The organism is Desulfosporomusa polytropa (genome assembly GCF_055380075.1).
Genome location: NZ_AP042400.1, coordinates 1,866,069 through 1,878,718, shown reverse-complemented (window position 1 = coordinate 1,878,718; position 12,650 = coordinate 1,866,069). Strand labels below are relative to the sequence as shown.

Annotated in this window: 7 protein-coding genes, 3 tRNA genes, 2 pseudogenes and 1 other annotated feature; of the genes and pseudogenes, 9 read left to right on the top strand and 3 right to left on the bottom strand. The window is 42.1% G+C overall.

The window, feature by feature from the left end:
- Positions 1-241: 241 nt before the first annotated feature.
- Positions 242-586: a PAS domain-containing protein gene (locus ACZ449_RS10645; protein WP_464260990.1), complete on the top strand. Its 345-nt coding sequence runs from the start codon at positions 242-244 to the stop codon at positions 584-586.
- A gap of 146 nt (positions 587-732) precedes the next feature.
- Here ACZ449_RS10645 and ACZ449_RS10640 read toward each other — a convergent pair.
- A pseudogene (locus ACZ449_RS10640) lies at positions 733-908 on the bottom strand (transposase); the annotation flags it as partial.
- An 87-nt stretch (positions 909-995) separates the two neighbouring features.
- On the opposite strand from ACZ449_RS10640, the gene ACZ449_RS10635 reads away from it, so the two are divergent.
- Together ACZ449_RS10635 and ACZ449_RS10630 are read left to right on the top strand one after the other, a co-directional pair.
- Complete coding sequence (locus tag ACZ449_RS10635) at positions 996-3,083, top strand: methyl-accepting chemotaxis protein (protein WP_464260989.1); 2,088 nt, start codon at positions 996-998, stop codon at positions 3,081-3,083.
- 23 nt (positions 3,084-3,106) lie between these two features.
- On the top strand, positions 3,107-3,925 hold the full coding sequence (locus ACZ449_RS10630) for an IS4 family transposase (protein WP_464260988.1): 819 nt from the start codon (positions 3,107-3,109) through the stop codon (positions 3,923-3,925).
- Between the two features lie 255 nt (positions 3,926-4,180).
- Here ACZ449_RS10630 and ACZ449_RS10625 read toward each other — a convergent pair.
- Positions 4,181-4,342 (bottom strand): annotated as a pseudogene (locus ACZ449_RS10625) (IS1380 family transposase); the annotation flags it as partial.
- A 513-nt stretch (positions 4,343-4,855) separates the two neighbouring features.
- On the opposite strand from ACZ449_RS10625, the gene ACZ449_RS10620 reads away from it, so the two are divergent.
- The 5 genes from ACZ449_RS10620 to ACZ449_RS10600 all read left to right on the top strand — a co-directional run bounded on the left by ACZ449_RS10620 (position 4,856) and on the right by ACZ449_RS10600 (position 9,369).
- Positions 4,856-4,942, top strand: a tRNA-Leu gene (locus ACZ449_RS10620).
- 6 nt (positions 4,943-4,948) lie between these two features.
- Positions 4,949-5,024: transfer RNA gene (locus tag ACZ449_RS10615), tRNA-Trp, on the top strand.
- 9 nt (positions 5,025-5,033) lie between these two features.
- Positions 5,034-5,110 (top strand) — tRNA-Pro (locus tag ACZ449_RS10610).
- Between the two features lie 86 nt (positions 5,111-5,196).
- Positions 5,197-5,445: a binding site (T-box leader), on the top strand.
- 58 nt (positions 5,446-5,503) lie between these two features.
- Positions 5,504-7,138, top strand: coding sequence for a class I adenylate-forming enzyme family protein (locus tag ACZ449_RS10605; RefSeq protein ID WP_464260987.1), 1,635 nt, complete (start codon positions 5,504-5,506; stop codon positions 7,136-7,138).
- A gap of 224 nt (positions 7,139-7,362) precedes the next feature.
- A complete protein-coding gene (locus ACZ449_RS10600) occupies positions 7,363-9,369 on the top strand; it encodes a molybdopterin-dependent oxidoreductase (protein WP_464260986.1) in 2,007 nt (668 codons plus the stop codon).
- Between the two features lie 96 nt (positions 9,370-9,465).
- On the opposite strand, the gene larAH10 is transcribed toward ACZ449_RS10600, so the two are convergent.
- Entirely contained in the window at positions 9,466-10,761 is a 1,296-nt protein-coding gene (gene larAH10, locus ACZ449_RS10595; RefSeq protein ID WP_464260985.1) for an NPN-dependent 2-hydroxyacid racemase, LarAH10 family, read from the bottom strand.
- A 433-nt stretch (positions 10,762-11,194) separates the two neighbouring features.
- On the opposite strand from larAH10, the gene ACZ449_RS10590 reads away from it, so the two are divergent.
- On the top strand, positions 11,195-12,466 hold the full coding sequence (locus tag ACZ449_RS10590; protein ID WP_464260984.1) for an MFS transporter: 1,272 nt from the start codon (positions 11,195-11,197) through the stop codon (positions 12,464-12,466).
- Positions 12,467-12,650: the final 184 nt, after the last annotated feature.

The window sequence follows — 12,650 nt, the reverse complement described above, 5'->3', positions numbered from 1 at the left end:
CGTGATCTTGGTGGCGAATAGAGGTAGGTATTTCATCCATCCCAGTGAGTAGGACTCGAATTTCGGTAAAATATTAAAAAGTATTGACCAATATTTTATAATAATGTTTCCGAGATGAATATAGATTGACCTAAGAAACAATATAAATAAGGTTATTGACTAAAAATTCTCAAGGTAAGATAGTTATTAAAGAATGAATTAACAAAGACTTAACCCAAATACTTGCTAGGGGGCAATTAAATTGGAAAAAGAAATATTTATGTCGTATATTTTAGATAGTATGCCTTATCCTATTTTATTTGTTGATTGTAACCATATTATAAGATATATGAATAAGACCGCAAAATATCATTACTACAAAGAAAGAGGATATAAAGAGTTAATTGATAACTCTTTATTTGAGTGCCATAATGAAGAGTCAAAACAGAGAATTATCAAAGCTTTTGAAAAAATCAAAAATCATAGCCATGAAGTTTTTGTTGGAGTAAACGTGAAAAATCAACGAGTATATATGAACCCTGTCCGGGATGAAAGCGGCGAATTAATTGGCTATTTTGAAAGATTTGAACTAAATTTACAGAAGTAATTCTATTACTCAGAAAAAGACTCAAAGGGACGGCTCGAAACCACTGATATATCCCCGTTTTTTTAGCTTATCTGCATAAATAGCGGAGTCAATCTACGATATGCTACGAAATCGGCGATCTGTTTCAAAAATACATGACCACAAAAGGATATTAGCGTTGCTATCCTTTTAAGATTTACGGCCAAGGCCGTAAACTTGGATTGCATTGCCATACTTTTAGACAATACCCTCGGGCACGATCTAATCCGTGGAAACGTTTCATTTCCCCGTTCTTCCACTCATGACTGGCTCGCTTTTTGTACTTTAGCTTGAACTCATTGGACAGGCGGCTCACGCCGCACCGGAATCATGGCTCTGCCAGACCGTAATATTTATAGGAATGGTATTTCAAATTGAAAGGAGGATGCAGATGTTTAAGTCGATAAGGACAGAAATATTTATTTTTAGCGCCGGACTTGTCATTATTCCATTTTTGATATTCAATCTGCTCAATTATATTTTCATTTCCAAAGATGTCGAAAAGCAAATATTCGAAAATAACCGTGTATTTTCGATGGCATTGGCCGATAATGTTTGTGCCTTTATCGAACAGGCATATAATGTAGCTCAGGAACTTGCTTATAGCAGCGATATCGTTGGCTTTGACGCTCCGAAACAAATAGCTTACTTGCAGGCGGCGGGAAAGCGTTATACTTTTAATGATGTATTTTATGTTCAGGATATGAAGGGCTGGCAGACAGCGAATTCTTTCGGTCGGGGAGGCCTTGACCGTTCAGGGCGTTGGTGGTTTAAGCAGTTTATTACTGAAAAGAATTCTTTCGTTAGTAAGTCCTATTATACAACAGTCAATGATACTACTGTTACATCGTTATTTATACCGGTGAAAGATTATGGCGGCAATATCATCGGGGTCTTGGGGGCTGACATAAAACTAGATGCTATCCAAGAGATGGTGGAAAAATTTACAGCTGGGCAAGGCAGTTACGCTTATGTAATTGACGGTGAAGGCACCGTATTAGCTCATCCGGATAAAGTTCAGGTAGCTGAATTATATAATTACAAAACTATGAGGAAGACCCTATTGCTAAAAGATGCCCAAGATAATGTAATCAAAGACAAAAATAATAATCAAAAGACTGAAGATCAGAATATCTCAGTACCTGAAGCATTGAAAGACATTACACTTAAAGCGCTGGCCGGAGAAAATGGTGTATTCGAATATCAAGATGCCTCTGGGAGACAGGTTGTCAGCGCGTATGCCACCGTAAAACTTCCGGGCGTATCGAAAAACTGGGCTGTCATCACTGTACAGGATAAGGCCGCCGCTATGTCGGTAGTTAAAGGAATTGCATTGAAAAACACATTTGTTGCACTGACCATATTGCTGATAGCTATAGGTTTGGCCTACATCTTCGTCAGGAGAATTACCACTCCGATTTTGGCGGCGGCGCAAAAAATCAACACTATTGCTGAAGGCGATCTGCGTGGAACGTATGAGCAGATACCAGGTTCAAATGAAATTGCCCGTTTAGCCCAAAATACAGGAACTATGGCTGAAAATCTGCATAGATTGGTAAGTTCATTGAAAGAGCAGGCAGCGCAAGTCGCAACTACAGCTGAAAGCTTTTCTTTTGCCGTAAAAGAAAATTCGAAGGCCATTGAGGATACTGCAGCTAATGTCATCAATATTAAAGGTATAGCCATCGAAGTTGACGCAAAATCTCAGCGTGTTCATGGCAATGCGTCAGATATTCAGCAAGATTTAGGCGCATTGGCAAATGAAACAAATCAACTCAATGATTTTGCCCAGTCTTTGTCACTTGCAGCTAATGATGGCAATCAAACTATGCAAAAAGTAATCGTCGACATTGGTAATTTGAAAGAGTTTACCCGTAAAATCAATTTTATCATTATGGATGTTGACAGCAGTTCCGAGAAAATTGGCGAGATTCTCGGCATGATTTCTACAATAGCAACCCAGACTAATCTATTGGCATTAAATGCAGCTATTGAAGCAGCACGCGCTGGTGAGCATGGACGGGGCTTTGCTGTTGTAGCTGAAGAAATCCGTAAACTTGCCGAACAAACCAGCCAGGCTACTAAAAATATTCACGAGCTTATTGCGCAAAGCCAGGGCAATATACGTAATGCTGTTACAGCTATCGGTAAAGGAACTGAACTTATGGAGCGAGGAGAAGCAGGGGTAGAAAAAGTAGGCCAAACCTTCATGAACCTTGACCGTCAAGCCGAAGGAGTTGCAGCAAATACCATGTCTATAACTTCATCGGTAGAACGGATTGTAAACAAAAATGATCAGGTACTTTTGGATATGCAAGATATGTCACAAGTTTCTAATAAAGTTGTTGATTCAGTTGCAAGTATTGCATCTGCAACTGATGAGCAGTCAGCATCTATGGAAAATATTGCGTCTGGAGCACAGCAGCTAGACAGTCTATCTAATAAGCTATTAATTAATGTTAATCATTTTAAAGTGTAAAGTTTATTGCAGAGAATTTAGTAATGCCGAAAAAAGTGGTGACTATCTTTAGCAGCGATGTCATCCAAAAAGCAACTGCGTTAACATCCAAAGACCGTACCCGAGTTTTGATTGTCGATGATTCCATGTATGAACGCAATCGTAGCAAATCGGTTGAATTGCTAGCCCGTTTTAGAGAGCATGCTCTTGGTTGTTACTACAGAGGTTTTCGCATGTTGACGCTGGGTTGGTCTGATGGTCACACTTTTATCCCGGTCGATTTTTTTCTACTTAGTTCGCAATCATCGCAGATTCAAGGAATTAGTGCTCACATTGATAAGTGCACTTGTGGCAATAAGCGACGAATGGAAGCTTTACAGTCAGCTCCCGCCATCATTCCCACCATGATAGACTGGGCCTTGGCATCTGGCATTAGTGCCTCCCATGTTCTCATGGATAGTTGGTTTACCTATGCCCCTCTCTTACGGGAAATTACTAAACGTGGATTGGATGCCATCGGTATGGTTAAAGACACTAATCAACGCTATCAAGTCGGCAATAGCAGGCTTAGTTTGAAACAGTTGTACCAAGTTGCTTCTCCGGTTAGGCGCAAGGGCAGTGGTATATTACGAACAATTTGCACCCAGATGATACCGGGATTAGCCGTGAAAATAGTCTTTGTGGAAAACCGAACTCGCAAGGGAGAGTGGCTAGCCCTCTTGTCGACCGATGTTACATTAAGCGAAGAAGAAATCATTCGCATCTACGGTATGCGTTGGGATATTGAGACATTTTTCAAATGCACAAAATCTTGCTTAGGCTGCAAAAAGAGTTTCAAGGACATTCCTATGATATGCTGGTAAGCCATACTACAAGTGTCTTTGCCCGGTATATCTTGCTAAGTTGGCAGCACCGCCAGCATTCTGATGAACGCACCTTAGGCGGTGTTCTTAGCCATGTGCGATGAGCTTAGCAGCTTAGATTGGGCAGTTGCCTTGCAGCAATTGCTTGAGATATTGAATGATGGGGAGTGTAAAATTAAGTGTGTAAGTTCGGAAGAACTTATGCATTTAATTTTACACTCCCGGTTTCATAATAACGTTCGATAGATACGTCGCTTATATCATTATATAAATTGCTTGAAATGTTTCAAACCATGGACTATCTTTACCAAAATGCAATTCATATTTGCGTGCATGATGCACTAGACGGGAGGCAAATGTAATCATGGTTTGAATGACAGTCTTAATTCTGCGTCGAAATGCTTTCTTCTTTAGTGGAGAACGCTCTTGATTGGCGAGTTGTTGACAACGAACTTGATATCTTTAACGATATCAAGGATGAGTTATTGAAAAGTATATGAGCATATTACTCAGGCGTTTCTTTAATGAAAACATAGCTTATTTAGGTGATCATAGTAAAGACAGGTAGGAGACAATAAAACTTAGTCAGCTAAAATATTAAGCTTGCGAGATAAAGTGAGTTATGGTATGATAATTTTTGCGTCGATGCATATTGATGCTCTGACGCGGGGCGGGCGAATCAAGCATGTATGGCTATAGGTACTACAACAACCGTACAACAATGCCGCAAAAAAGGTGTCGAGATGCTTTGTTTTGAAATGTAGCAAATACGTGGGTTCGTGACGTTTCGGTTATAAAAAATATAGCCGATTTAAGACTTAGGATCTAGCGCCGTGAGACGTGCAGGTTCAATTCCTGTCTCCCGCACCATAAGCAACGAACCATGTTGTTGCGAGCCGATAGGCGATGTAAGAACATCCATTATCTATTGCCGGAGTGACGTAATTGGCAGACGTAGCAGACTCAAAATCTGCCGGGGGCAACCCTGTGTCGGTTCGAGTCCGACCTCCGGCACCAATATCTAGGGGTATAGCTCAATTGGTAGAGTAGCGGTCTCCAAAACCGTTGGTTGAGGGTTCAAGTCCTTCTGCCCCTGCCATAACGTATTCGGGGCGTGGCTCAGTTTGGTAGAGTACCTGGCTTGGGACCAGGGGGTCGCAGGTTCGAATCCTGCCGCTCCGACCAGATACCATTACAGATCAGAAAAGCTGATCTTTTTTTATTATTGACACAAGGAATTTCTGTGTTATAATTACGTTTAATAGTAAAAGATAAATGCAATGATTGAGAAAAGTAGGTTTTTTATGCTTTGCAGAGAGTCGGTGGATGGTGCGAACCGGTAAGCAGATTAACTGAAATACACTCATGAGCAGCAGGTTGAAAAGAAATGAGTAGACTGCGCCGGTGTGCCACCGTTAACAAGGCTAGGGTATCAGACTTTGGTTCTCGTACCTAAAATGAGCGGCTTGCTATAATAAGCAAGCAGGGTGGTACCACGGATTATTAATCCCGTCCCTGTAGGAATACAGTGACGGGATTTTTTATGTTTATTAATTGAATTATAGGAGGAAGAAACAAGTGTTAATAACGGAAATACTTTCCCGAAATGCGATGTTGTATGGCGATGAAACCAGTCTGATTGAAATAAATCCGGAGCTACAGGAAAAACATGCAGTTTCCTGGCGTGAATACGAACTGATTGAAACAAATCCAGCGGCTAGTTTTCGACGAGAGATAACCTGGGGTGAGTTTGATAATAAAGCAAATAGGTTTGCTAATCTTCTGCTGGACAGCGGTATAAAAAAGGGAGATAAAGTTGCGATACTGCTGATGAATTGCATCGAGTGGTTGCCAATTTACTTTGGTATTCTTAAAACCGGTGCTGTAGCAGTGCCTTTAAACTTTCGCTACGCTGCTGAGGAAATAAAATATTGTTTGGAGTTAGCGGACGCTGACGCGCTGGTCTTTGGACCAGAATTTATCGATCGTATGGGAACAATTTGTGACACCATGGCTAATGTTAAAGTGTATTTCTTTGTAGGGGAAAATTGTCCTTCCTTTGCTGAAAACTATGACCAGCGTGAAGTAGCGTGTTCTAACATGGCACCACTAATCAAGATTACAGAGGAAGATGATGCAGCACTATATTTTTCTTCTGGAACCACAGGCTTTCCTAAAGCAATTCTGCATAATCATCATAGTTTAGCATCGGCCTGCTATACAGAACAAAACCATCACAGGCAGACGCGGGATGATAATTTTCTGTGCATTCCGCCACTATATCATACTGGTGCCAAGATGCATTGGTTTGGCAGTTTCCTAGCAGGAAGTAAAGCTGTGCTACTACGCGGAGTTAAACCAAGATGGATACTAAACGCAGTTTCAGAAGAAAAGGTCACAATAGTCTGGCTGCTTGTCCCCTGGGCCCAGGACATTCTTGACGCTATCGAAAGCGGAGAAGTGAATCTAAAGGATTATAAGCTTGCGCAGTGGCGTCTGATGCATATTGGCGCTCAGCCAGTCCCACCCAGCCTGATTCACCGCTGGAAAAAATATTTTCCCGACCACCTCTATGATACTAATTACGGTTTAAGTGAATCAATCGGCCCGGGCTGTGTCCATCTTGGTATGGAAAACATTCAAAAAGTCGGGGCAATTGGGAAACCAGGGTATAAATGGGAAGCAAGGATTACCGATGATGCTGGCAGCGCTGTTCCGCAGGGATTTGTAGGCGAACTTGTTGTAAGAGGGCCGGGTGTGATGAAATGTTACTATAATGACCCGGAAGCGACTGCGGCTGTATTGAAAGATGGCTGGCTTTTGACCGGTGATATGGCCCGCATGGATGAAGATGGTTTTATTTATTTGGTGGACCGCAAAAAAGATGTTATAATTTGCGGTGGCGAAAATCTGTACCCAGTACAGATTGAGGATTTTTTTCATAGACATGATGCAATTAAGGATGTAGCAGTGATTGGCCTGCCAGATCAACGGCTTGGCGAAATTGCAGCAGCTGTCATCGAACTAAAGCCAGAATGCAGCTGCACTGATAAAGAAATATTAGAATTCTGTTCTTCCTTGCCGCGATATAAACGACCGCGTAAGATTATATTTGACATGGTTCCGCGCAATCCTACTGGCAAAATTGAAAAGCCGAGACTTCGGGAAAAATATAACGCGGACAGCTTAGTAGCTGTTCAAACCCAGAATTGATAACATGAAAATTGGGTATTAACGAGCCCACGGATTAATTTAATATATGCGCTTTATATTCGCCTAGACGTTGTTTAGGCGAATTTTTGTCATAGGCAACAATATATAAGATTATATTAAAAATGCAAAGGAGGAATTAAGAAAAATAGCGAATTAATTTAAATATATTGACGCTGTAAGTGCATGCTTTACATTGTTGATAATAAGTAAAAGGGGAATATGTCATGAAAATAATACGCTCGGTCTGCCCTTATGATTGTCCAGACACATGCGGTTTGCTTGTCCACGTAGATGCTGGACGGGTTGTCAAGGTTGAGGGTGACCCGGAACATCCATTTACAAGAGGAACGCTTTGTCCGAAGATGGCACATTATGAACGAACAGTCCATTCAGAGCGCAGAATCGTAACGCCATTGCGGCGGATTGGCAGTAAGGGGAGTGGCAAATTTGCGCCAATTTCCTGGGAAGAAGCCATTGAAAAAGTCACATCAAACTGGAAGAATAATATTGCCCAGTACGGAGCCGAAGCCATACTGCCTTACTCGTATGCTGGAACCATGGGGCTTATTCAGCGGAATGCTGGACATCCTTTCTTCTATAGTCTAGGCGCTTCACGATTGGAACGTACGATTTGCTCTCCGGCTAAGGGGTACGGCTGGAATGCTGTTATGGGTCAGACAATGGCGCCACATACCAATGAAATTCACCAAAGCGACCTAATTATTCTCTGGGGTATTCACGCGTTGGCAACAGATATTCATATTATGCATGATATAAAGATTGCCAAGGAACAAGGAGCCAAGGTGTGGCTAATCGACACATATGAGACACCTACAGCAAAAATTGCTGACCGAATGATTATTGTTCGTCCGGGTACTGATGGCGCTTTGGCACTTGGGATGATGCATGTAATAGCACGGGAGAATTTGGCCGATAAGGATTTTATAGGTCAATACGTACAAGGGTATGAGGAACTGCGAACAAACATTCTCGCTAACTATTCGCCTGAGACAGTTAGTGAGATAACCGGGATTGCTGTTGGCACAATTGAAGAGATAGCCAGGCAGTACGCGAATGCACGAGCTCCTTTTATTCGAATGGGCAGCGGTTTATCCCGTTATGGCAATGGAGCAATGACTGTTCGGGCCATCACTTGTTTGCCTGGAGTTGTCGGTGCCTGGGGGAAACCTGGTGGTGGACTGTTGACTGGTACATCTACAGGAGCAGCATTTGATTCTAATTTGGTAACTCGTGAGGATTTTCAAGAACAGCCAACACGAATTATCAATATGAATAAACTTGGTCAAGCCTTAAATGAAGTGAGTGATCCCCCGATTAAGAGTCTTTATGTGTACATTTCTAATCCCGCAGCCATAGCGCCTGATCAAAACCGGGTATTACAAGGCTTGGCACGAGAAGATTTATTTACTGTTGTTCATGAACGTTTTATAACTGATACGGCCAAATATGCTGATATCATTTTACCAGCAACTACCTCACTCGAACACAGCGATATTTACCGTTCTTACGGAAACTATATCATGCAGCGCGCCTATCCGGCCATTTCGCCAGTGGGGCAGGCAAAATCTAACTGGGAGGTATTTGCCTTGCTGGCAGACGCAATGGGTATTAATAAACCGTTCTTTAACCAGTCACCAGATGATTTAATTGATGCTATTTTGGCTAAGCCATCTCCCTGGCTGGCAAGCACTCAGATAGATGTATTGTGGGAAGGACGAGCACTGGAATTGCCGCTGCCTGAAGGTTATAAGACTCAGTTTAAGACTCCTTCAGGAAAAATAGAAATTCTCAACCCCCAAGAAGATGACATTTTGCCTAAATATACAAAGCCGCACGGAGATAATGCCGAATTTTGGCTGATTAATTCGCCAGACATGCGGTTATTAAACTCATCTTTTAATGAAAGGGCAGATTTGACTGGGAGTAACAAGATGCTTTTGCAAATGAACCCGGGTGATGCCGAAGAAAAAGGCTTAAAAGATGGTCAACTTGCAATTGCCAGTAATGAACGCGGCGAGGTAACTTTTACACTGCAAATTTCAGCTAAAATTCCAGCAGGGATTGTTGTTACCGAAGGTGTATGGTGGATTGAACATGCTCCAGGAAATCGTTCAGTTAATACGCTGACTTCACAGCGTCTAACAGATAAGGCAGAAGGGAGCACATTTTATGATGTTAAAGTAAATGTGAGAGCTGTAGTTCAGTCATAACTATTATTTAATGGATAATGGATAAGGAAAAAGGAAAACGTTCTTTTTTTACAAAGAACGTTTTCCCATTTCGAACATATAAGGAATGTAGCTAAATTATTCTTTCATTACGGGTACTGTGTTAGCCGCGTGGGGCATCACAGTAATAGAGTAATCTTTGCGCCCCAGCTTCTGTTCGGCAATAGCTATAGCCTCCTCCAACGAGGTGGCAGGTATCATCCCGGCCTTGGTGATGAAATCCTTGTTTTGTGGCAGGGTAACGATGATGAGAGATACCTGTTTGGCAATTAGGCCACATTTGAGGGCGATAAATCCTGGGACGGTGAACCCTTTGCGTAGTGCGAGCTCACGTTCATACAACGATTCAAAATCGAACCAGCCACTGAAATCTGGTGGTTCTTTGATATCGCGGCACTCTAGCAGTAAGATGATAACGCCGCCGTCTTTTGTGGCCATAAAGGCGTTATCTATGGTTTTCGATCCCTGATATAGGTTGATATCTTTGGGAAAACCACCTGCTGAGCCAATGACGAGATCCGCCTTGGCAGTGATAGGTACTCCAAAAATATTTTCCACTGCATGGCAACCTTCGAGCCAGGCATCATACCAGTGCCCAGCAACAAACTTAGCGAATTTTCCTTCAGGTGTTAAAACTGCATTGAGCAAGAAGGCTGGTTTAACCATTGCTGCCATTTCTGTTATGTTCTCATGCATGGTATTGCCACTAAGCTTGCCGGAGATACAGTCAGGACTAATGCCTTGTCCAACTACATCATGCAGGCAGAAGCTATGGTTGCCCTGAATGCTTGCATAGGCCGAGACTCCAGGCATGATAGACTTGCGACCGCCGCCAAACCCGGCCATCAGGTGATAGACAATGCCGCCAGTTAGGATGACTTTGTCGGCCTGAGCAACTGTTTTGTAAACACAGGTGTCTACTCCTTGGCTAGTGGTACCGAGTTTCACGAAATTTTCGGTTTCCGGAGCATAACTTTGCTCAATAGTAATTCGCTTAACCACTTCTTGGCCATAAGTGGCAAGGTTTTCTTGCGGCGTATGATGGCGATGCGCACCGAGGGCAACGACGATGGTAATGTCGCTGTCAGGCACACCGGAGGCATTGAGTTCGTCGAGAAGTGGTGGCAGGAATAGGTCGTTACGGACCCAAGCGCGAGTGATATCGCTGACGATTATGCATACGTTATCACCTTTTTTAACGATTTGGTTGATCGGTGGACTGCCGATGGGATTGGCAAGGGCTGTTTTGACAGCAGCAGGAATATCTGTCAACGGTTCGACATGGTTACCTTCGATGACATGCAGAATTTGTTTTTTTGGGAGATTGACTTTGATTTCTTCGTTCCCATACCCCAGGTGAATTTCTATGGACATAGATGTTTCCTCCTTATAACGAGAGTGTTAATTTGTAGTGTACAAAATAGTTAAATAATAATTATAGAATAACGCAAGATGAAAAATATAACAAGTACTAGGAGAGCAAGAAGAATAAAGTTCTGCCGTAGTATTGGTGATCATTAGAACATTAAAAGGAAAGATTCAAAGCAATTGTCTGGGGTGGTGTAAGTTAAAACCAGGGAAAGACAGGCGTTGCAAAAAGAAATCCTGTAAAATTATAATAATTTTGCAGGATTTCATGTTTTTTTATGGTAAATAATATAACGTGGTATATTATGGGGATACATATGAATTGTACAGAATGTCTATTAATTTACAATTGTGGCATATATGTGCTGCATTGATACAGGAGGTGAATGCTAATTTATTTTGGAGGCTGTTCAAACAATTTTTAAAAGAGGTGGAATATTTGAAAAAAACTAATTTTCGATGGTATATGGCGGTACTCATATTTTTAATTACTTTTATGTCATATATGGATCGGGTTAATCTGTCTGTCGCTACGCCGACAATTATGCAAGAATTTGCTTTTACTAAGGTTGATATGGGCTTTTTACAGACTGCATTTTTTACGGGATATGCACTAATGCAGATTCCGGGCGGGATGATGGCAGAGTACTTTGGGCAGCGAATTTCATCAACTGTGGCCATAACTTGGTGGTCGTTGTTTACTGCTCTTACCGCATGTGGATCAGGCTTTACTTCATTTGCAATTATTCGAGGTTTGTTTGGGCTAGGGGAAGGACCCATTTTTCCAGCTATGAATAATTTTATCTATCGCTGGTTTAACAAGGCTGAGAAGGCAACCGCTTCTTCCTTTATGCTTGGAGGGGCTTTTGTAGGTCCCGTGTTTGGTCCGGCGGTAACTGTTGGATTAATGTTGGCTTTTGGCTGGCGTTCAGTATTCCTAATCTTTGGTGCGGCGGGCTTAATTCTGGCGTTGGCTTGGTGGTTCTTAGCGAAAAATGATCCACGTCAGAGCCAATTTGTGAATACAGCCGAGGCCGATCATATCGAGAACGGGATGGTGATGGCTGATCCGAAGGCAGCTAAGGAAATTGCTCCTTGGGGAAGCTTCATTACTTCAACACAGTTTTGGGCTATCGGGTTGCAATATTTTATCACCGATTATATTATGTACGTTTTTCTTGCATGGTTGCCTCTCTATTTGATGGAAGCACAAGGGTTCTCGTTGGCCAAAATGGGTATTGCGGCTTCATTTCCTTGGGCCGCGTTGTGTGCTGTCACCTTTCTTACAGGTTTTATAAGCGATAAGCTTATTGCCGCAGGCGTGTCTAAGCACAAAGCACGTACTTTATTTGGAGCAACTGGTCTTTTGCTTTCGGGGGCAGCTCTGTACATGGCTGCTATTGCATCTACCCCGAGCATGAATGTTCTGTGGCTTACTCTTTCGCTGGGATCATTAGGGTTTACTTTTAATGCGTCTTGGGCTGCTTCTATGGACATCGGCGGGAAGTTTTGCGGCACCGTTTCTGGCTGGATGAACTTTTGGGGTAATATCGGTGGGGTAGTAGCTCCTGTTGCAACTGCTTGGATAGCGACTCATTATGGTTGGCAGGCAGCCATTGTGGTAACTGCTTTTTCTGCAATAATCGGCGTGGTATGTTGGATTGCAGTTAAACCTGACCAGGAAATTGTAAGAAAAGATAGAGCAATCTAGAAACTTTCAAGCTATATTTTAACTATGTTGCCGTCTACCTTCGTGGTTGGCGGTTTTTTTTTATAGTATATTATATAGTAAGTGCATTTCCATTCGTTCCCGATAATTTCTATTCATATATCATTTTAGTCCATTCATATAGATTGTATTTATTAATTATAACTTTTACTTTATAGTGATTAAT

Excerpts from the sequence above, each read along its gene's own strand:
- ACZ449_RS10635 (WP_464260989.1), top strand. The coding sequence starts at position 996 with ATGTTTAAGTCGATAAGGACAGAAATATTTATTTTTAGCGCCGGACTT.
- ACZ449_RS10600 (WP_464260986.1), top strand. The coding sequence starts at position 7,363 with ATGAAAATAATACGCTCGGTCTGCCCTTATGATTGTCCAGACACATGC.
- larAH10 (WP_464260985.1), bottom strand. The coding sequence starts at position 10,761 with ATGTCCATAGAAATTCACCTGGGGTATGGGAACGAAGAAATCAAAGTC.
- ACZ449_RS10630 (WP_464260988.1), top strand. The coding sequence starts at position 3,107 with ATGCCGAAAAAAGTGGTGACTATCTTTAGCAGCGATGTCATCCAAAAA.